The organism is Pseudarthrobacter sp. N5 (genome assembly GCF_050157035.1).
Classification (GTDB): Bacteria; Actinomycetota; Actinomycetes; order Actinomycetales; family Micrococcaceae; genus Arthrobacter.
In genome coordinates, this window is sequence record NZ_CP189593.1 from 2,431,449 (window position 1) to 2,450,253 (window position 18,805).

The following is an 18,805-nucleotide window of genomic DNA, read 5'->3' on the forward strand; positions in this document are numbered from 1 at the left end:
CCGGCCATGAGCGGGGAGGCCACGCTGCCGGCCGTGGACGGGGAGGCCCAGCTGCGGGCCGCGGGCGAGCGGATCGGCACTCTGCTGGATGCCCTCGGCTCCGGCGGAGCCGTCGCCCGCGAGCGCGCCGAGGAACTGGTGCGCCAGGTAACGGACCTGTACGGCGCGGGGATGGAGAGGATCCTTGCGATCCTGACCAGCCGCGGGCCGGACCTGGACGGCACCCTGGATGAGCTGCTGGCCGACGACCTGGTGGCCAGCCTGCTGCTGGTGCACGGGATCCACCCCCGGGATGTGGCCACACGGATCGCCGGGGCGCTGGACAGCGTGCGGCCGTACCTGGGATCCCACGGCGGCGACGTCGAACTGCTGGGGATCAGCGAGGAGGGGGTGGTGCGCCTGCGGCTGCTGGGCAGCTGCCAGGGCTGCCCGTCGTCGTCCGTTACGCTCAAGTTCGCCGTCGAAGACGCTATCCAGGCCGCGGCGCCGGAGGTCACCTCGATCCTGGTGGAGGAGGAGGAGGCCGCCGGCTCTCCGGCCCTTATCCCGGTGGCATCCCTGCGCCTGCGCCTGGACCAGATGCCGGAACAGTCCGAGGGCTCGTGGGAGGCGGTTCCCGGGATTGCCGATCTCCAGCCCGGGGAAGTGGCGGGGTTCCTGGTGGGGGGCCACGCGCTGCTGGCCTGCCGGACGGGGCAGGATGTGTACGCGTTCCGCGACTACTGCCCGCGCTGCACGGGGTCCATGGCCGGGGCTACCCTGCAGCGTGCGCTCGCCGCGCCTGTCGGTGGAGGGCTGCTGCGCTGCCCGGTCTGCCGAAGCCACTTTGACGTGCGGCAGGCCGGTGCGTGTCTGGAGGACAAGGGCCTGCATCTTGACCCGCTGCCGCTGCTGGTCCGCTCCGGCCTGATGTCCGTGGCCGTGCCGGCGGGAACGGGGCAGGCCTGATGCGGGCGTGTGCAGGGATGGGGGCACCATGACGACGGCGTTGCCCGGCGGCGCTTCGGCCCTCTCCGTGCTGCGCCGGATCGCCAGCGGCCGGCCGGCTCCCGCGGACGGCGAGCGCTGCGAGATGTGTGCCGAACCGATATCCGAGGCACACCAGCACGTGGTGGATGTGGAGAGCCGCACCCTGATGTGCACCTGCCGGCCGTGCTACCTGCTCTTCACCGAAAGCACGGCCCATTTGCGCTACCGGTCTGTGCCGGAACGCTACCACTCGTTCCCGGTATTCCAGCTCGGCCCGGGGCAATGGGATGAACTGGAAATCCCGGTCGGTTTGGCCTTTTTCTTCCATAATTCCAAGCAGGGGCGGACCTTTGCGTTCTACCCCGGGCCGGCCGGTGCCACCGAGTCGGAACTCCCGCTCGGGGCATGGGATGCGGTGCAGGCCGGAAATCCGGCGTTGGCCATCGCGGCGCCGGACACCGAGGCGCTGCTGATCCGGGCTCCCGGGCCGGAGCGGGCCCAGGCGGACTGCCATCTGGTGCCGATCGACGCCTGCTACGAGCTGGTGGGGCAGCTGCGCCGGGTGTGGCGGGGGTTCGACGGCGGCCAGCAGGCCCGCGAGCAGCTGGTGGTGTTCTTCGACAAGGTGGCCAGCCGGAGCAAGCCCGCCCCTGCCGCGCCGGCCCCGGCGGGGGCGGCAGCTGCGGTCTCGGCGGATCCCGCGGCCCCGGAGCCCGCGCCGGCCGCGGCTGAGGGAGCTGGTCCCCATGACTGACCTGACGTTCATCGTCGTCGACATTCTTCCGGAGCCCTACGCCGCGGCCCCGCAACTGACCGCCCGGCTCCGGATCACCGAATCCACCGGGTCCGTCATCCACGCCATTGCGCTGCGCTGCCAGGTGCGGATCCAGCCGCAGCGCCGCGGCTACGGCGCCGAGGAGGCGGAGGGGCTGCTGGACCTCTTCGGAGCCCGCGAGCGCTGGCCGGTGACGCTGAAACCCTTCCTTTGGATGCAGTGCAGCACGATGGTGCAGGGATTTACCGGGCAGACCGAGGTGGACCTGCCGCTGCCGTGCACTTTTGACTTCGACGTTGCCGGCGCCAAATACCTGCATGCGCTACGCGAGAAGACCATCCCGATTGAGCTGCTCTTTTCCGGCACGGTCTTCACCAGGGGAAGCACCGGGTTCGGGGTGGAACAGGTGCCCTGGGACCGGGAGGCCACCTACCAGTTGCCGGTAACGGTCTGGCGGGAGCTGATGGATACGTTCTTCCCCAATGCCGGCTGGATCAGGCTGGACCGCGATGTGCTGAACGCGCTGGCGCACTACAAATCGGTGCTCGGCCTGACCTCGTGGGAGGAAGCGATCGAGGGCCTGCTGGCCAAGGCGGGTGAGCCGGTCCCATGAACACGAGCCTCAGCCTGGCGCGGGCCATCGCGGACGTCGTGCTGTACGAGGGGTACCTGCTCTATCCCTATCGTGCCTCCTCGCAGAAAAACCAGGCCCGCTGGCAGTTCGGCATCCTGGGCCCGCAGGGCTCCGCCGAGACCGGTGTGGGAGAGGACCCGGTGATGTCCACGGACTGCCTGCTCCGCGCGGGACCGCAGGCGCACCTGCAGGTGCATCTGCGGTTCCTCCAGCTGCTGACGCGGACCGCGGAACTGGCCGACGGCGGGAGCTTCACTCCGGTGGACGAACTCAGGGTCGGCAGCTCGCGCTGGCTGACGTGGGACGAGGCGACCGAGCACGAGGTGCTGCTGGGCCCGTTCGCGATGGCGGAGCTGGCGGAGGGGCTGAGCCTTCCCGTGCAGATTCCTTCCGGCGAGGACGTCGAGCTGCTGACGGATGAGTCGGGCACCGTGGCCGGACGGCTGGTGCGCCGCCGCCGGGCGCTTCGGGGTGTGGTCCGGCTGGCTACCACGCTGGCGGACGGACATGCGGCGGATGGACTGCTGGCGGACGGACCGTCGGCGGATCCGCTGCTCCGCCTGCACGTGGCCGCGGAAAACGTTGCCGCGGGGGGCGGGTTTGGCAAGCAGGAGTCCATCGCATCCTCCTTCATTGGCACCCATCTGCTGCTCAGCGTGCAGGATGCGGACTTCGTCTCGCTGCTGGAGCCGCCGGCCGAGGCGCAGGCCGCCGCTGCCGGCTGTGCGCACCACCGGTGCTGGCCGGTGCTGGCCGGTCCCGAGGGGCAGCGAGACATTCTGCTGCTCTCCCCCATCATTCTCTACGACCACCCCGCTGTGGCGCCGGAAAGCTCGGTGGCACTCTACGATTCCACGGAGATCGACGAGATCCTCACCCTGCGGGTGCTCACACTCACCGAAGAGGAAAAGGCAGAAGCCCGCGCCACGGACCCGCGCGCCGCTGCCGTCATCGATCGTTGCGAGGCGATGTCCGCCGAGGAGCTCCAGCAACTGCATGGGGTGCTGCGCAGCCCGCATGCCATGGACGGAGTTGCAGGCGGCAGCGTAAGCACACCGGTGCCACCCGACGCGGACACCTCGGACCTGCCGTGGTGGGACCCGGCGTCGGATTCCAGCGTCCAGCCGGACGTGGATGCCGTGATGATCGACGGCGTCCCGGTGGCCCGGGGAAGCCGCGTGATCGTGCATCCCCGGCGGCGGGCCGATGCGCAGGATCTCTTTTCCGCAGGACAGGCGGGACGCGTCACCGGCGTGCATTTCGACGTCGACGGAAGCACCCATGTCGCCGTCGTCCTTGACGTGGATCCGGCGGCGGACCTGCAGGAATGGTACGGGCGCTTTTTGTACTTCGCGCCCGAGGAACTGGAGCCGATCGCGGCAGCGGCCGGCCCGGACGACCGGAAGGAAACCCAGTCATGAGAGCTCTTGGAATGCTCACCACCGTCATACTGCTGAGCGTGGCCGTCGCGGCGGTCATCATCGGGGTGCGGTCAATACCGGACATCCAGCGGTACCTGAAGATTAGCCGGATGTGAGCAACCATCCCGGTCCGCAGGAATCCTCGGGCGGCGCACCCCCGGCCCTGCCGCCACGCGTCCTGGTGGCCGGTGTGGGCAATATTTTCCTGCGCGACGACGGATTCGGGCCGGAGGTGGCCCGCCGTCTGGCGGCTGACCCGAGCAGCCAACGGCCCGGTATCCGCGTGACGGACTACGGCATCCGGGGAATGCATCTGGCCTACGACCTGCTGGACGGGGTCGCTGTGCTGGTGCTGGTGGACGCGGTCCCGCCGTCGGACTCCGGCGCCGACAGTCAGCCCGGAAGCATCCGCGTGCTGGGTATCGGTGCGGACGATGTACACGGTTCGCTGGGCCGGACGGAGGCGGCCGGTGCGCTGGATCCGCACGGGATGGACCCGGTGGTGGTGCTGGGACGGTTGCAGGCGTTGGGCGGTGAGCTTCCGCTGACGTATCTGGTCGGCTGCGTTGCGGCGGACACCGAGGAGGGCATCGGTCTCTCCGCGGCGGTGGAGGCAGCCGTACCGGCCGCGATGGCCGAGGTCCTTGCCCTTGTGAACGAGCACATCCCAGCGGCCTACGAACGATGCTAAGGAGATACTCAAGATGTGCCTAGGAATTCCGGGTCAGGTGGTGGAGCTGGTTGAGGGCTACGGCGATCAGCTGGCCTTGGTGGATGTGGCCGGTGTGCGGCGGAACATCAACATCGGATTGCTGGACGAGGGACCGCTCGAACCGGGAATGTGGGTCATTATCCATATGGGATTCGCGCTGGAGCGCGTAGATGCTGCCGGCGCGGAAAAGGCCATGAGGGGGCTGGAACTGATGGGCCGGCCGATGGATGCCGACGGCGCCTAACGACCTGCACCTGAAATTCGGTTCAGAAGCCGTACGAGGGATTCAAGGATCGTGAACGCCGGTAAAGCGGGCCTGTCCCGTCCCTGCTCGGGCTGATGCGACCGGACTTCGCCGGCTGGTCGATGAAGACGCAGCATGAGGAGGACGCCATGGCTGAAATGGACGAACCCAAAGTAGACCGGGCAGGCGGCGATTATCAGCGCGGCCCCAACCCGAAACGAGGTGGAGAGATCGAAACTGGAAACAGTGCTGTTCCGCCCTACGATGAACGCAGCACGGGGGAAGAAGATCGGCCTGGAACGGCCCGTGCCTTCGACACCGAAAAGCCGGCCGCAGAACCCGTCAGTCCAGGCTCGGATGTCACACCGCAATCGATCACGAAAAGGCCGATAGAAACCCGCCGAGCTAGTGTCATGTGAGAATGTCAATGCGAGTGGAGACCACGTTGGCAGCCTGACTTGAGACCACCTTGGCGTATCGGGAGACGGTGGTCAGGCCCCTTGGGCTGTGACTGTCAGTTGGGAATGGCGGCTTTTTGACAGTTCACGTGGCGGCACTAGCTGGTGCCGATGACCAGGGCTGAGCGGGGGCCGCTTCGATGACGTCGTCGGTGATGGTGCCGGGCTCGTTGATTTTCATGACGCGCTCGATTTGGGTGAAAAGACGGTCGATGAGGGGTCTACAGAAAAGGATCCCGGCGCGGTGCCGGTCTCCTCTAGGGAAGGCATTTCGGTTTTCAAAGTCGTAGTGGTGCTGTCGAGTGTCTGGGGATCAACCGGTGCTCGGCAATGATCGTGCCGAGGGCTCCGTGCTGGCCCTCCACTTCGTCCAGGAGCATCGTTGCGGCTAGCTGCCCTTGGCGTCCAGGGTCCTGGGCCACGGTGCTCAGTCCCATAAACACGGAGTAGTCGTGGTCGTCTATGCCGATCACGGACAGATCTGCCGGGATGGCAACGCCTTGGTGCCCTGCTTCGAACATGACGCCCATGGCCATTTCGTCAGACGAGCACAATATTGCCGTGGGTTTAGGCCCTGACTGCGCCCAAAACCGGCTAAACGCTTTCTGGCCGCCGTAGACGGTAGGGTCCCCCATGTGCTCCCAATCGGGGCGGACGCCCAGGCCTGTTGCGGACATGACTTCGCGGAAGGTCTGGCGTGTTGAGTCGGTGACGCCTATGCCAGTGTCCGTCCCGCCGCCGTACAGCAGGGCAATGTCCCGGTGCCCGAGCGCCAGCAGATGCCGAACGGCCGTCGACATGGCCTCGCGCTGGTCGATACCGATGAACGGGTGATCCTGTATCCGGTTGCCCAGGGCTATCAGCGGGATGCCCAATTTGCGGATTTGCAGCAATTCCACCGCACTCAGCGCCGCGGTGAGCAACAACAGGCCATCCGTCCGTTTGCCGAGCAGTACGGAATTGAGACTTCCTGTCCCGGCGCCATTGTTCCCTCCTGAATTGAACAGGGACAGTGTGTAATTGCGCTCATTCAGCACGCGGGCAGCACCGTCGATGGCTTTCGACGAGAACCAGCCGCACCCTGCTGGTGCCACCACGCCGATGGTCCTCGTACGCCCGGTGGCGAGTCCGGAGGCGAAGGACGACGCCACGTAGCCCAGCCTGCTGGCTGCCTCCTGGACCCTGTCCCGGGTGGCCGGGGAAACCCTGGGCAGCCCCCGGACCGCCCGCGAAACAGTTGCCGTTGATACGCCGGCCGCTACGGCGACGTCTTCAATGCTGACCGCGGGGCGACCGCCCCGCGGAGTCCGTTCATCAGTTGGTGGCATTACATTCTCCGCTCGGGTGTGCCGCCGATGGCTCGTCCTGGGCGTCCCTGCAAACCGGGTTCCACGAGCAGACCTGGCACCTTGGAACAATCGCCGCCTCCGGGATCAGTCGACGGTGTTGATGTGGGCCACGATGATCTGTTCTGGATGGCCGGCCGGTATCTGAAGGCCGGACTCCGCGAGGGTCCGTCCGGGCAGCCCGGTTCCGGGGCATTCGCTGTTGGGGCGTGCGCTCCTTGGACCATGCTCCGGTGAAGTCCAGCGACTCCCGAGCGGCGACGGCTCACGCCGGCCCTGCCTTTCATTTAACGGACCTGCGACTTACGCGTACGACGGACAACTCGCAAAACGATGGAATCTGCCCAATGGTCCGGGAATCATCTTCTTTCTCTTGCAGAACTACTCCAGTCCCGGTAGGTCACAACGTCTAAGCAGGCGCAGCCACGGTGTCGATGTCGTGACGGATCTGCGTCCTGAGGCGATTGGGCGGCGGATGAGGGGCGGCCACCTGGCGGAGTTCGGCTTGCCGGGGGAAGATCAGTCGGCGGCAGATCCTTGTATGAGGGAGAGCCCGTGCCCGTAGGCAAAGAGCGGCGACGTCGTGTCGGACGCAACGTCCGGCCGTGAGGCCCGGACGTCGTCCATGGAGGCGGGCAACTCGAATGGCAGCCGGCCGCACGGGAGGATGCGTCCGGTCAAGGCGTCCAGGAGCGCCGAGTCTGAGACACCGAAGGTGCCCACCAGCACGCTGGCGAATTCGGCCAGGGGCGTGAGGATCGCGGGGCGGTCCAGTCTGACGTCAATGATCAGCGGAACCTTTTTCGCCAAGGCCTTCAGCCGCGAAACGAGCCCGGGCGGGAACTCGAGGGAACCTGCATGGAAGTGCTCCTCCAGGAACAAGTCTTGCCGGTGATCCCATGGCGCCGTGATACGGATGATGGCAACGTCCGCATCCTCGGGTGCGGCCACCGGGATTCCGGTCCCGGACAGGGCTGCCGGGTCCAGGCCCTCTGAGTAGATGCTGAGCTTGCCGGACAGCGGAAGCATGCGGCCGCCGTGGGCTCCGCTGTCCGCCAGAATTGTCACCGAACGTGCCTGGGCCTGGTGCCCTTCGGCACGGAACCCTTCGTTTCCCACGAGCGCGGCCGCGGCGTCCTCCGAGACGTAGGGGTTGTCGAAGAGACCCAGCTGGAATTTCACCAGCAGCAGCCGGCGGGCGGATTCGTCGATCCGATCCTCGCTGACCAAGCCGTCACGGACCAGCCCGAGGAGCATCTCCGTGCACTCTTCACCGCCGAACTGGTCCACACCCGCGTCGAGGATTTTCTGCATGCGTTCCCCGGCGGAAAGGTCTTCTACGCCCCAGGCACGTGCCGGAAGTACCTTATCCCCGACCACGTTGTCATTGACGAGTTCCCAGTCGCTGAGCACAACGCCGTCGTAGCCGAGCTTTTCGCGCAGGAGCCCGGTAATGATCTGACGGTTGTAGCCGAAACCGACTTCTTCCACCGGCTCACCGTCCAGTTCAAGGCCAACGGGCATCCCGTAGTAGGGCATGATGGCGCTGGTGTGGTGTGCGATGGCCGTGCGGAAGGGTTCAAGGTGTTCCTCAAAACGCCCTCCCGGGTAGACCTGTTCGCGGCCATAGGGAAAGTGCGGGTCCTCGCCGTCGAGTTGTGGACCGCCGCCGGGAAAATGCTTGGTGGTGCACGCAACGGAACCGGGCCCAAGGGCCTCCCCTTGAAGCCCTTTCAAATACTCGATCGCGAACCGCGACGTCTGTTGCATGTCCTGGCCGAACGTTCCAGCCTGCCGGCCCCACCGCGGTTCCGTGGCCAGATCCACCGTCGGGTGCAGCGCGGCACGAATGCCCACGGCCGTGTATTCCTGCCTCGCGATGTCAGCGAAGCGCCGGATCAGCTCCGTACTGCCGACCGCGGCGAGGCCGATGGGCTCGGGCCACTGGGAGAAATGCCCCGCGGTGAAGGACACTCCGGAGTTTTCAATGAAGGCATGCCGGGGGTCCGTGGAGATCGTGACCGGGATGCCATGCGGGGTGGACTCGGCGAGCTTCTGGATGGCGTTGTTCCAGCGGGCGGCCAGCCCGGGGCTGCCAAGGGCGTGGACGTTGAAATGGTTCATGAACTTGTGCGCGTCCACAGTGCTGGTGGGCGATTTACTGATGTTGCCCGGGTACTCCAGTAGGGTCCCGTCCGGTCCGGCTTCAATGACTGTGTGGAACAGCAGGCCGATCTTCTCCTCCAGGCTCAGGCGGGGGAGCAAGTCAGCGACCCGTTCTTCCGGCCGCAGCGACGGGTCCTCGAAGGGATCCATCACCCCGTTGCCGTTCAGGTCCCGGTAGCGGGTGCCGTCGGGCGCGACGGAAGTCTGTGGGTCGTTCATGGGAAAGATACCTCTCGGTTGTTCAGTGAAAGCATCACTTGATGCCGGTGGCGGCCAAATCATCACTTGTCACGCCCTTGTCCCGGGCGATCACCGCGGCCCTGGCTGCTGAAGGCGGCGTCGAAGGAGGTGTTCGAGGCGGGGAAGTCGAATTTCTTCAGGGCGGCGAGGGCCTCGGGAGCGCCGTGGAGGCGGTCCATGCCGGCGTCTTCCCATTCGATGCTGATGGGTCCGTCGTAGCCGATCGCTGCCAAGGCCCGGAAACTCGATTCCCAGGGGACGTCGCCGCGTCCGGCGGAGACGAAGTCCCAGCCGCGGCGGGGGTCGCCCCAGGGCAGGTGCGAGCCCATGACGGTGTTGCGGCCGGTGGGGCGCAGCTTGGTGTCCTTGCAGTCCACGTGGTAGATCCGGTCCTTGAAGTCCCAGATGAAGGAGACGGGGTCGATGCCCTGCCACATCATGTGCGAGGGGTCCCAGTTCAGCCCGAAGGCTGGCCGGTGTCCGATCGCTTCGAGGGTGCGCACGGTGGTCCAGTAGTCGTAGGCGATTTCGGAGGGGTGGACTTCGTGGGCGAAACGGACGCCGCAGTCGTCGAAGACGTCCAGGATGGGGTTCCAGCGGTCGGCGAAGTCCTGGTAGCCGGCGTCGATGACTTTTTCCGGGACGGGCGGGAACATGGCGACGTACTGCCAGATGGAGGAGCCGGTGAATCCGACGACGGTGTCCACGCCGAGTGCTTTGGCGAGCCGGGCGGTGTGTTTCATTTCCTCGGCGGCGCGCTGCCGGACGCCTTCGGGGTCGCCGTCGCCCCAGACTTTGGCTCCGACAATGGCTTCGTGGCGGAAGTCGATGGGGTCATCGCAGACGGCCTGGCCTTTGAGGTGGTTGGAGATCGCCCAGACCTTGAGGTTGTATTTGTCCAGGACGGCGAGCTTGGATTCGACGTAGCCGGGTTCGTCCCAGCGCCAGGCGTCCAGGTGGTCTCCGGAGACGGCGATTTCCAGGCCGTCGTAGCCCCAGCCGGAAGCCAGGCGGGCGACTTCCTCGAAGGGGAGGTCGGCCCACTGACCGGTGAACAGGGTATACGGGCGGGACATCTCAGGATCCTTTAGGCTTGGACAGCAGTGATCGTGCACTTGTTGTTGGCTGACTCTTCTATCGCGGCCAGCACACGTTGAACGTTCAGGCCGTCCTCTAACGACGGCGACGGCGCGGTGCCGGTGCCGATCGCCACAAGGAAGTCCCGGATCTGGTGGGTGAAGGTGTGCTCCCATCCGATGACATGGCCCTGCGGCCACCACGCACCGGCGTAGGGGTGCTCGGGTTCGTTGACCAGGATCCGCCGGAAGCCCTGCTCGCGGACGGGCAGTGTCGCGTCCATGAATCCAAGCTCATTCAGGGATTCCAAATCAAACAGGATGGCCCCCAACGTGCCGTAGATTTCGATCTGCAGGCTGTTCTTTTGCCCACTGGCGACCCGGGACGCTTCCACAGAGGCGCTCAGTCCACCCGTCAGGCCAAGGGTCGCCCAGACGGCGTCGTCAACCGTGACCTTTTCAAGACCGCTTGGACCCGGCCTGTGTGTCGTAAAGGTCCGGAGCATGCCGCTTGCTTCGGTGACACGCTCCCCCACGAGGTATTGGATCTGGTCGATCGCGTGGGAAGCGATGTCGCCCAGCGCCCCGGACCCGGCCATTTCCTTGTTCAGCCGCCACGTCATGGGCGAGTCCGGGTCCGCGAGCCAGTCCTGCAGGTACGCGGCCCGGACGTGCCGGATGGTCCCGAGCCTGCCCTCCGCGATGAGCTCCCGGGCCAGCGCCAGGGCCGGGACGCGGCGGTAGTTGAAGCCGATCATCGACTGCACGCCGCGCTGCCGGGCGGCCCGCGCGGCGTCGGTCATGGCTTCGGCCTCGGCCAGGGTGTTCGCCAGGGGCTTCTCCACGAGGACGTGCTTGCCGGCTTCGAGGGCCGCGATGGCGATCTCGGCGTGCATCCAGCCGGGCGCGCAGATGTCCACGATGTCAATGTCTTCTCGAGTGATCACCTGCCGCCAGTCGGTCGCTGACTCAGCCCACCCGTACTTCGCCGCGGCCCCGGCCACTTGTTCCGGGTCCCGGCCGACAATCACTTTCTGCTCGAAGGCAGGGACGTCGAAGAAGCTGGTCACGTTCCGCCACGCGTTCGAGTGGACCTTCCCCATGAAGGCGTAGCCGATAGCGGCAACACCCAAGGGACGGACTGACGGGTTTATGAGGGTAGTCATATTCGCGTCCCTAGAGTGTGGATGCGGTCGGGTTCCAGTCCTCGGGGAGGACCGCGGAAGCGGGGGCGGAACTTTCGACGTCGACGAAGGCGCCGGATTCGGCGGACTCGGAGATCGAGACCATGGTGTCAAGGACGTGGTAGGCGAGATGGCCGGTGGCACGGTGCGGGGCTCCGGCTCGGATGGAGCGCGCCATGTCCAGGACACCCATGCCGCGGCCGTTCGCGGAGCCCGTGGCGGGGATGATTTCCGGTTCCTCGTCTCCTGCGCGCCACAGCTTGAGGTCGCCGTCGAAGTGGTTCGGGTCAGGAAGTTCGAGCGTGGCTTCGGTGCCGGTGATCTCCACGAAGCCCATTCGCAGGCGGGGGGATTCGAAGCTGAAGACGCTGTGCGAGGAGGCGCCGGACTCGAACTGCAGCTGGGCCGAGACATGGGTGGGGACCTCGACGGCGAATTCCTCTCCGGCCTTGGGACCGGAGCCGACCACCCGGGTGGCGCGGGAGGATGAGCCCACGGCGGCGACACGGCGGACCGAGCCGAAGGCCTGGACCAGGGCGGTGAGGTAGTACGGGCCCATGTCGAACAGGGGTCCGGCGCCGTGGGCGAAGAGGAAGGCCGGGTTCGGGTGCCAGGCATCCGGGCCCGGTACCTGGAACATGGTCAGGGCGGTCAGCGGTGTGCCGATGTCACCGCGTTCGATGATCCGGCGGGCCGTCTGCAGCCCGGCACCGAGGAAGGTGTCCGGTGCGCAGCCCAGCCGGATCCCGGCCGCGTCGGCGGCCTTCAACAAGGCCAGCCCGGATTCGCGGTCCAGGGAGAACGGCTTCTCGGTCCAGACGTGCTTGCCGGCGTTCACGGCCGCGGTGGCGACCTCGACGTGCGCAGCCGGGATGGTCAGGTTCACGATGATCTCGACGTCGGGGTGGTTCAGTGCCGCGTCCACGCCGCCCCACCCGGGAACGCCGTATTCCTTGGCCCGTTCTTCGGCGGCGTCCTCGAACAGGTCCGCGATCACCAGGACCTTCAGGTCCGGGAAGACGGTGAGGTTGTCCAGGTACTGTTTGGAGATGTTGCCGGCGCCGATGACGGCGACGCCAACCGGACCCCGGCGGGTGGAGGCGGACGAGGCCGCGGAGGAGCTTGCGGTGCTCATGCCTTGGCTCCGGCAGCCAGGGTGTTCAGGTAGGCGAGGGACTGGGCGAGGCCGTCGAAGATGTCTCCGGCGTAGTCGTCGAATTCCACGACGCCCACTTCGAGGTTTTTCGCCGCGGCGATGACCTCGGGCACCGGGATCTTACCCTGACCTGCCGGCAACTGGGCCTTGGTGTCCGTGTTCACGGGGCCGTCCTTGATGTGGATGGCGATCACGCGCCCACCGAGGCGTTCCAGCAGGGCCACGGGGTCCTGGCCTCCGACGGCAGCCCAGTAGGTGTCGACTTCCAGGACCAGTTCCGGGTCCAGCAGCCCGGCGAAGTATTCCAGCGCCGTCATGCCCTCGATGGTGGACTCCAGCTCCCAGGCATGGTTGTGGTAACCCACCCGGATGCCGTATTCCGCCCCTTTCCTGGCTGCTGCGTTGAGCTGCTCCGCTGTGGAGCGGACGGACTCGGCGTCCTGCCAGTGCTCGGCCGGGACGTAGGGATCGATCACGGTGCCGATGCCCAGCCGCTTCGCGGCGGCGAAGATCTCGTCCTGGTCCTGGCTCAGCAGCGGAGCGTGGCCCGTGGGGGCGGTGATCCCGTTGTCCGCGAAGGCCCGGGCGAGGTCATCGGCGCGGGCGGCGAAGTTGTAGGGTTCCACCTGGGTGAAGCCGATGCCTGCCAGGCGCCTGATGGCGCCTGGCAGGTCCTCCTCCACGGCATCGCGGACGGTGTAAAGCTGGACAGAATAGGACATGTCTTCCTTCTGAAAATGATCATTGTTGAAGCTGCAGAGCGGTGAGGTCGTTACTTGATGCCGGTGGCGGCGACGCTTTGGATGAAGTAGCGCTGCAGCACGATGAAGAGAGCGACTATGGGTGTGATGACGAGGACGGATCCGGCCAGCAGCAGTCCGTAGTTGGTGGCGTTTTCGCCGGTGGAGAACAGGGACAGAGCCACCGGGAGGGTGTATTTGTCCTCGCTCTGGGCTGCGACCAGGGGCCACAGAAAGTTGTTCCATGAACCCAGGAAAGTCAGGATACCGAGCGTGGCGAGGGGCGGACCACAGAGGGGCATCACCACCCTGGCGAAGATCCGGACTTCGCCGGCTCCGTCGATCCGTGCGGCTTCGATGAGTGAATCCGGGATGCCCAGCATGAACTGGCGCATAAGGAAGACCCCAAGCGGTCCGGCCAGGAACGGCAGGAACAGGGCCGGGTAGGTGTTGACCAGCCCGAGTTTGCTGACCATGACAAAGAGGGGAACGAAAGTCACCACGCCCGGCACCATCAGGGTCACCATGACCACCAGGAACAGCAGGCGTTTGCCCGGAAAGTCCATCTTCGCCAGCGCGTAGCCGATCATGGAACAGAAGACCAGGTTGCCCAGCACAGTCACGACGGCGACGATCAGGCTGTTGAAGAAGAACGTGCCGATATGGAGGTCGGTGAACCAGGTGGTGTAGTTGGCGATTGTGCCGTCCTGCGGCCACCAGGTTACCGGCCGGCGCAGGAGTTCGCCTTGTGTCTTGAAGGATCCTAGCAGCATCCATGCAAACGGCAGCAGGGTGGCTGCCACGCCGAGCAGCAGCAGGAGATAGACGAGGGACCGGCCGCTGGGCCGCCGCAGGCGCCGCCGCACGGGTCCGGCTTCCTCCTCCAGCTGGGGGGCTCGCGTGATTTCTTTGGGAAGCGTCATCGCTGCACCTAGTCCTTCGAACGGAGGGCGCGGAACTGGACGAGGCTCAGCAGTGCTATGGCCACGAAGAGCACATAGCTGGCCGCTGAGGCCAGGCCGTATTTGCCGAACCCGAACTGGTTGTACGTGAAAAAGCTGATGGACAGGGTGGAGTCGAGCGGCCCGCCCTTGGTCATCACGAACGGTTCCTCGAAGAACTGCAGGTAGCCGACGGAGAGCAGGACGGCACCCAGGAGCAGCGTGGGGCGCAGGGTTGGCAGTGTGATCCTGGTGAACCGCTGCCAGGCATTGGCGCCATCCACTTCGGCGGCTTCGAGCATTTCCGCGGAGACGTTCTGCAGGCCCGCCAGGAAGATGATCATCAGGGTGCCCATGTTGCGCCAGACGGCCATCAGGATCATGGCGGGCATGGCCCATGTTGTGCTGTTCAGCCAGTCGGGGCCCTGAATTCCCACAACGCCCAGGATGTTGTTCAGCAGGCCGTCGGGCTGCAGGATGAACCTCCACACAACAGCAATCGCCACAATGCTGGTAACCACGGGCGTGTAGAACCCCACCCGGAAGGCCGATCGGAAGCGTTTGATCCCGCTGTTCAGCGCCACCGCCAGGACCAGCGCCACAGCCATGGTCAGCGGGATGCCGACCACAACGAAGTAGCTGGTGTTCAGCATCGAATGAACGAACTGCGGATTGGAGAACAGCGTCGCGTACTGCTTCAGACCGACGAATCCCACCGCCGCCGGGTTCTCCACGTCACGGCTGGTGAAGTCCGTGAAGGACATGGCGAACGAGGATACAAGCGGCACCAGCATGAACACACCGAAGGTGGCCACGAAGGGCAGCGCGAACATCCAGGCAACGAGCCCCTGCCGTCTGCGGCGACGGGATGAGGGTCCCGCCGCACCCCGGCGGGGCCGGGGTGCGGACACCGCCGGAGTGCGGCTGGAAGTGGTGCTCATGATCAGCTGCCCGTACCGATCGAATCAGCCGTGGACTGAAGCTCTTTCACTGCCGAGGCCGGGTCCTTGCCGGCCTTGATGATCTGCTCCAGCTGGGTGTCGGCAGCCGCTGACACCTGGGTCCAGGTCGTGATCGAGGGCGGGGCGTTGGTGTCCTTGAGCTGATCACCGAAGACGGCCAGCTTGGCGTCACCGGAGAGGGACTGGTCCTTCCACGCCGACTGGAGGGCCGGCAGATCGCCTGTGGCCTTGTACCACTTGACCTGGGTCTCGGGCTGCGAGAGGAACTGGATGAATTTCCAGGCAGCGTCACGGTTCTGGGTTTTCTTGAACACCACCAGGTCGGATCCGCCGACGAAGGACGTGGCCGACTTCTGCTTGGGGACCATGGCCACCTTGTACTTGTCGGAGAATCCTGGGCCGCCGGCCTTGTCCAGCTGGCCGATGGTTGACGGGCCACCGATCAACATGGGCACGGATCCGTCCACGAAGGCGGACTCCGCCGCGCCGGCACCGGTGGCCGGGTTCTTGTCGGCGATGCCCTCGCTGAAGAAGCTGCTGTAGTACTTCAGCGCACCAGCCATCTCAGGCGTGTCCAGGGTCCACTTGGAGCTGTCCTGGTTCACCAGCTGGGCGCCATTGGACCAAGGGAACAGGAGCATGGACTGGAAGGAGTCCGCCACGCTCCCAGTGGGGAGCCCGACGCCGAATTTCGCGCCCGCCTTAGCCTGGAGGTCCTTGGCCAGGGACTTGAAGCCCTCCCAGTCCGTGGGGAAGGTGTCGTGGCCGGCCTTGGCGGCCAGATCGCTGCGGTAGAACACGACGCGGGTGTCCACGTACCACGGCACGCCAAACTTGGTCCCGCCCACGTCGGTGGACTTCACCGAGCCCGGGAAGACGCCACTGGTGTCAATCTCTGCGGGGGTCGGGTCGAAAGCATTGCTGAAGTCGCCCATCCAGGTGGTGCCCATCTGGGCTATGTCCGGTGTGGTGCCGCCGGCGATGGCGGTCTGGTATTTGTTGTGTGCCGCATCCCAGGGGATGGCCGTGATGTTGACCTTCACGCCGGGATTGGCGGCCTCGAATTCCTTCGCCAGGGCCGGCAGTGCGGCTCCTTCGGAACCCTGCGCCCACACGGTGATCGCTCCTGTCGCGGGGCCGGAAGCAAGTGGAGAGGTGGATGGGGCGGGTCCTACGGGGGTACCGCTGTCGCGGCCGCAGGCGCTCAGGAGCAGGACTGCGGCAAGGCCGAGGGCGGCCGCGTATTTTGCCTTGGAGTGGATCATCTTTGGTCCTTCAGGTATTGGTTGCCGCGGAACATGAGTTCCGGAGCGTCGTTGGGCAGGAGATCGCGTCGGCCGATGGACCTTGCGTCCTGGTTCAATGCGCGTAGATCTTGGGGTGAGATCAATCTATGCGCATTTATTTGACTTTGCAAGGGTCTGGGGCGAAGTTTTTTCGCAGGAATGGCGAAGCGATCAGGCTTGGGTGCAGCCACAGCTTTCGCGCAGAACCACCGCAACGGGGAGTTCCCGCCGTACCAGCTCCATATGCTGGCTCTCGAGTCGGTCAGCCAGAAGGCCCGCGACAGCCCCGCGCTCTATCTACTGGCGGACAGTGCTTCTCGCCGATATCGCTGGCCGGCGGCCGCAGGCGACCTTCGAGCAGTCAGGGGTGGCAGGATGGGGCATGCGGCGGTGCCGTACTGGTCCTCACGGTCAGTTCGTGTGGTGCGGTGACTGGGTGCAGCTCGGCCCGGCATGCCTTCAATGGCGTCCAGCAGCCTGTTAACGGCGACCTCCGCTTGCTCACCAGGACGGTAATCGACTGTGGTCAAGCCGAGGCCCGCGAAGACGGGGTGGCCGCCGATGCCGATCAGGGACAGCTCATCCGGGATGCTGACTCCGCGGCGGCAGGCCTCAAGCATGAGGCCAACCGCCATTTCCTCCGACGTACAGCAGATTGCAGTGGGCCTCGGTCCGGACTGCCTCCAGAGCCGCCGGAAGGCGATCCGGCCGCCGTCCACTGCGGGCGCCGCCAGGTGGATCTCCAATCCGGCTCCCGCACTTCCCCCTGGAACGCAGAAGGACAGACTGTAATTGCGGCGGTGCAGGACTCGTCCTACAGCCTCGATGGATTCGGCGAAGAGCAAGCTAGCCAGGTCCTGGGCAACTACACCGATGATCCGGGCACGTCCGGCGGCCAGCCCCGATGCGGACGCCGACGCCACTTAGCCCAGCCTGCCGGCGCCTTCGACGACTCCGTCGCGCGTGGCTCGGGACACCTTGGCAGCCCGCGAACCGCCCGCGATACAGTTGCCGTTGATACGCCGGCGGCCCGGCGCGACGTCCTCAATGCCGGCCCCGGGGGTGGACACTCTCCGGACCCGTTCACGAGTTTGTGGCATTGCATCTGGTCCTTCAGGGAGTACCGGTTGCCCGCGGATCTCAAGGACCGAAGTTTCCGAAACGATCAGCGCTGCGTGCAGCCACAACTTTCGCGCAGGACCACAGTAACGGGCAGTTCCCGCCGCACCGGCTTCATATCCGGGTTTTCGAGCCGGTCAATAAGCATGCCCACCACAGCCCGGCCCATCTGCTCCATCGGCTGGCGGACCGTGGTGAGAGCAGGCCGGGATATCCGTCCGGCAACGATACCGTCGAAGCCGGTGACCGCAACCTGTTCCGGAACGCGGACGCCTGCAGCAGCCAGGGCGTCCATTATGGCCAGTGCTTCCTCATCCGTCGCGCACACGAGAGCCTGAGGCAGCGCGTCGCGGCCGAGCAGTGCATCCACATACGCCGAGGCCGAGTCAAACCCGGAATAGTTTTCCTGGGACCATTCCTGTGGCCGCTGCGGCGACGTCAACCCAACCTCGGTCAAGGCGGCAAGGAATCCCGACCGGCGTGCCTGTATGTCCGGGGAATGCTCCAACCCCACGAACTGAAGGTCCGCCAATTCATGTACGTCAATCAGATGTCGGACCAGCTCGCGCATCCCCCCGGCATTGTCCACCGTTACGCAATCGAACTCCTGGCTGCGGTACGAATCCGAGATTTGCACGACGGGAATCCGCCGGGAAACACGCGCCACAGCCTCTTCACGATCGGACCCGGGAAAGACCGCCAACCCGTCAACGCGACCGGCGATATCCGTCAGGACCGCATCGCCGGAGGACGGATTCCCACCGCTGATCATAAGCGCGTAGCCTCGCTTCAAGCACTCGAGCTCCACGCCCCGCTGGACTTCGTCCACATAAACGGGGAAGATCCGGAAATCCTCATTCGGATCATCCCGCCGCCCCTCAGCCATCCCGGCATTGCCCTGCAGTTGCTGGTCCGCGCCCGGATTGTCCGCTGTGTCGAGCAGATAGTCGAAGGCAAACAGGCCCAGAGCACCTGTCCTCCCGTTTGCCAGGCCCCGGGCACTGGCGCTCGGCACGTATCCCAGCGATGCGGCGGCGCTGAGCACTGTCTCCCTCGTGGCAGGCCGAACACGGTCCGGCTGACGAAACGTGAAGGACACAGTCGCGATCGATACCCCGGCCCGTTCAGCCACGTCGTAAACAGTTGGCCTCTTAGCCATGGATGCCTCCTTCGCAAACAACGCCTCTACGCGCATAACCATCATGCCCCATCCCTCGACACCAAAGCCACACCAGGCCCGATCCCTGAGGAACCGGACGATGCACGCCCTCTGGCCCCCATCCGGTTGACATTCCGTGCAGGCGACTTGTGAAGACGGAGAACACATTGCTCCGGGGGTCCGCATCGGGATCGAGACCTTCAGCAGGGGTCGCCAC

Annotated in this window: 20 protein-coding genes and 1 pseudogene; 8 read left to right on the forward strand and 13 right to left on the reverse strand. The window is 65.7% G+C overall.

Annotated features, from left to right (window positions below; all coding sequences use genetic code 11):
• Positions 1–6: 6 nt before the first annotated feature.
• From ACQCST_RS11685 to ACQCST_RS11720, 8 genes are all read left to right on the forward strand, one after another.
• The gene (locus ACQCST_RS11685) at positions 7–948 is read left to right on the forward strand and encodes a NifU family protein (protein ID WP_426995950.1); all 942 of its coding nucleotides are present in this window, start codon (positions 7–9) and stop codon (positions 946–948) included.
• A gap of 28 nt (positions 949–976) precedes the next feature.
• The gene (locus ACQCST_RS11690) at positions 977–1,723 is read left to right on the forward strand and encodes a DUF5947 family protein (protein ID WP_426995951.1); all 747 of its coding nucleotides are present in this window, start codon (positions 977–979) and stop codon (positions 1,721–1,723) included.
• Entirely contained in the window at positions 1,716–2,357 is a 642-nt protein-coding gene (locus ACQCST_RS11695) for a DUF6084 family protein (RefSeq protein WP_426995952.1), read from the forward strand. Before ACQCST_RS11690 ends, ACQCST_RS11695 begins: the two co-directional genes overlap by 8 nt.
• Positions 2,354–3,799, forward strand: a complete 1,446-nt coding sequence (locus ACQCST_RS11700; RefSeq protein ID WP_426995953.1) for a hypothetical protein — start codon at positions 2,354–2,356, stop codon at positions 3,797–3,799. The genes ACQCST_RS11695 and ACQCST_RS11700 overlap by 4 nt, the downstream gene beginning before the upstream one ends.
• Positions 3,796–3,915, forward strand: coding sequence for a DUF6893 family small protein (locus ACQCST_RS11705; protein WP_426995954.1), 120 nt, complete (start codon positions 3,796–3,798; stop codon positions 3,913–3,915). Before ACQCST_RS11700 ends, ACQCST_RS11705 begins: the two co-directional genes overlap by 4 nt.
• Entirely contained in the window at positions 3,912–4,490 is a 579-nt protein-coding gene (locus ACQCST_RS11710) for a hydrogenase maturation protease (protein ID WP_426995955.1), read from the forward strand. The genes ACQCST_RS11705 and ACQCST_RS11710 overlap by 4 nt, the downstream gene beginning before the upstream one ends.
• 13 nt (positions 4,491–4,503) lie before the next feature.
• Positions 4,504–4,755, forward strand: coding sequence for a HypC/HybG/HupF family hydrogenase formation chaperone (locus ACQCST_RS11715; RefSeq protein WP_426995956.1), 252 nt, complete (start codon positions 4,504–4,506; stop codon positions 4,753–4,755).
• 149 nt (positions 4,756–4,904) lie between these two features.
• Positions 4,905–5,174, forward strand: a complete 270-nt coding sequence (locus ACQCST_RS11720) for a hypothetical protein (RefSeq protein WP_426995957.1) — start codon at positions 4,905–4,907, stop codon at positions 5,172–5,174.
• A gap of 137 nt (positions 5,175–5,311) precedes the next feature.
• On the opposite strand, the pseudogene ACQCST_RS11725 reads toward ACQCST_RS11720, so the two are convergent.
• From ACQCST_RS11725 to ACQCST_RS11785, 13 genes and pseudogenes are all read right to left on the reverse strand, one after another.
• Positions 5,312–5,430: pseudogene (locus ACQCST_RS11725) on the reverse strand (AAA family ATPase); the annotation flags it as partial.
• Between the two features lie 61 nt (positions 5,431–5,491).
• The gene (locus ACQCST_RS11730) at positions 5,492–6,541 is read right to left on the reverse strand and encodes a LacI family DNA-binding transcriptional regulator (RefSeq protein ID WP_426995958.1); all 1,050 of its coding nucleotides are present in this window, start codon (positions 6,539–6,541) and stop codon (positions 5,492–5,494) included.
• Positions 6,542–7,078: 537 nt separating this feature from the next.
• A complete protein-coding gene (locus ACQCST_RS11735; protein ID WP_426995959.1) occupies positions 7,079–8,944 on the reverse strand; it encodes a glycoside hydrolase family 3 protein in 1,866 nt (621 codons plus the stop codon).
• 62 nt (positions 8,945–9,006) lie between these two features.
• Positions 9,007–10,041 (reverse strand): sugar phosphate isomerase/epimerase family protein, encoded by a 1,035-nt coding sequence (locus ACQCST_RS11740; RefSeq protein ID WP_426995960.1) that lies wholly within the window; start codon positions 10,039–10,041, stop codon positions 9,007–9,009.
• Positions 10,042–10,052: 11 nt separating this feature from the next.
• Positions 10,053–11,207, reverse strand: coding sequence for a Gfo/Idh/MocA family protein (locus ACQCST_RS11745; RefSeq protein WP_426995961.1), 1,155 nt, complete (start codon positions 11,205–11,207; stop codon positions 10,053–10,055).
• Between the two features lie 10 nt (positions 11,208–11,217).
• Positions 11,218–12,360, reverse strand: a complete 1,143-nt coding sequence (locus tag ACQCST_RS11750; protein ID WP_426995962.1) for a Gfo/Idh/MocA family protein — start codon at positions 12,358–12,360, stop codon at positions 11,218–11,220.
• The gene (locus ACQCST_RS11755; protein ID WP_426995963.1) at positions 12,357–13,103 is read right to left on the reverse strand and encodes a sugar phosphate isomerase/epimerase family protein; all 747 of its coding nucleotides are present in this window, start codon (positions 13,101–13,103) and stop codon (positions 12,357–12,359) included. Before ACQCST_RS11755 ends, ACQCST_RS11750 begins: the two co-directional genes overlap by 4 nt.
• A 50-nt stretch (positions 13,104–13,153) precedes the next feature.
• Positions 13,154–14,044, reverse strand: coding sequence for a carbohydrate ABC transporter permease (locus ACQCST_RS11760; RefSeq protein ID WP_426995964.1), 891 nt, complete (start codon positions 14,042–14,044; stop codon positions 13,154–13,156).
• A gap of 8 nt (positions 14,045–14,052) precedes the next feature.
• Complete coding sequence (locus ACQCST_RS11765; protein ID WP_426995965.1) at positions 14,053–15,003, reverse strand: carbohydrate ABC transporter permease; 951 nt, start codon at positions 15,001–15,003, stop codon at positions 14,053–14,055.
• A 2-nt stretch (positions 15,004–15,005) separates the two neighbouring features.
• Positions 15,006–16,289 (reverse strand): sugar ABC transporter substrate-binding protein, encoded by a 1,284-nt coding sequence (locus tag ACQCST_RS11770; RefSeq protein ID WP_426995966.1) that lies wholly within the window; start codon positions 16,287–16,289, stop codon positions 15,006–15,008.
• Between the two features lie 314 nt (positions 16,290–16,603).
• Positions 16,604–17,233 (reverse strand): substrate-binding domain-containing protein, encoded by a 630-nt coding sequence (locus ACQCST_RS11775; RefSeq protein ID WP_426995967.1) that lies wholly within the window; start codon positions 17,231–17,233, stop codon positions 16,604–16,606.
• The gene (locus ACQCST_RS11780; protein WP_426995968.1) at positions 17,234–17,410 is read right to left on the reverse strand and encodes a hypothetical protein; all 177 of its coding nucleotides are present in this window, start codon (positions 17,408–17,410) and stop codon (positions 17,234–17,236) included. It lies immediately after the preceding gene.
• A gap of 65 nt (positions 17,411–17,475) precedes the next feature.
• Positions 17,476–18,588: a LacI family DNA-binding transcriptional regulator gene (locus tag ACQCST_RS11785; protein WP_426995969.1), complete on the reverse strand. Its 1,113-nt coding sequence runs from the start codon at positions 18,586–18,588 to the stop codon at positions 17,476–17,478.
• Between the last annotated feature and the right edge of the window lie 217 nt (positions 18,589–18,805).

Excerpts from the sequence above, each read along its gene's own strand:
- ACQCST_RS11780 (WP_426995968.1), bottom strand. The coding sequence starts at position 17,410 with ATGCCACAAACTCGTGAACGGGTCCGGAGAGTGTCCACCCCCGGGGCC.
- ACQCST_RS11735 (WP_426995959.1), bottom strand. The coding sequence starts at position 8,944 with ATGAACGACCCACAGACTTCCGTCGCGCCCGACGGCACCCGCTACCGG.
- ACQCST_RS11755 (WP_426995963.1), bottom strand. The coding sequence starts at position 13,103 with ATGTCCTATTCTGTCCAGCTTTACACCGTCCGCGATGCCGTGGAGGAG.
- ACQCST_RS11785 (WP_426995969.1), bottom strand. The coding sequence starts at position 18,588 with ATGGCTAAGAGGCCAACTGTTTACGACGTGGCTGAACGGGCCGGGGTA.
- ACQCST_RS11760 (WP_426995964.1), bottom strand. The coding sequence starts at position 14,044 with ATGACGCTTCCCAAAGAAATCACGCGAGCCCCCCAGCTGGAGGAGGAA.
- ACQCST_RS11715 (WP_426995956.1), top strand. The coding sequence starts at position 4,504 with ATGTGCCTAGGAATTCCGGGTCAGGTGGTGGAGCTGGTTGAGGGCTAC.
- ACQCST_RS11750 (WP_426995962.1), bottom strand. The coding sequence starts at position 12,360 with ATGAGCACCGCAAGCTCCTCCGCGGCCTCGTCCGCCTCCACCCGCCGG.
- ACQCST_RS11745 (WP_426995961.1), bottom strand. The coding sequence starts at position 11,207 with ATGACTACCCTCATAAACCCGTCAGTCCGTCCCTTGGGTGTTGCCGCT.
- ACQCST_RS11690 (WP_426995951.1), top strand. The coding sequence starts at position 977 with ATGACGACGGCGTTGCCCGGCGGCGCTTCGGCCCTCTCCGTGCTGCGC.
- ACQCST_RS11695 (WP_426995952.1), top strand. The coding sequence starts at position 1,716 with ATGACTGACCTGACGTTCATCGTCGTCGACATTCTTCCGGAGCCCTAC.
- ACQCST_RS11740 (WP_426995960.1), bottom strand. The coding sequence starts at position 10,041 with ATGTCCCGCCCGTATACCCTGTTCACCGGTCAGTGGGCCGACCTCCCC.
- ACQCST_RS11685 (WP_426995950.1), top strand. The coding sequence starts at position 7 with ATGAGCGGGGAGGCCACGCTGCCGGCCGTGGACGGGGAGGCCCAGCTG.
- ACQCST_RS11700 (WP_426995953.1), top strand. The coding sequence starts at position 2,354 with ATGAACACGAGCCTCAGCCTGGCGCGGGCCATCGCGGACGTCGTGCTG.
- ACQCST_RS11730 (WP_426995958.1), bottom strand. The coding sequence starts at position 6,541 with ATGCCACCAACTGATGAACGGACTCCGCGGGGCGGTCGCCCCGCGGTC.
- ACQCST_RS11765 (WP_426995965.1), bottom strand. The coding sequence starts at position 15,003 with ATGAGCACCACTTCCAGCCGCACTCCGGCGGTGTCCGCACCCCGGCCC.
- ACQCST_RS11705 (WP_426995954.1), top strand. The coding sequence starts at position 3,796 with ATGAGAGCTCTTGGAATGCTCACCACCGTCATACTGCTGAGCGTGGCC.
- ACQCST_RS11720 (WP_426995957.1), top strand. The coding sequence starts at position 4,905 with ATGGCTGAAATGGACGAACCCAAAGTAGACCGGGCAGGCGGCGATTAT.
- ACQCST_RS11770 (WP_426995966.1), bottom strand. The coding sequence starts at position 16,289 with ATGATCCACTCCAAGGCAAAATACGCGGCCGCCCTCGGCCTTGCCGCA.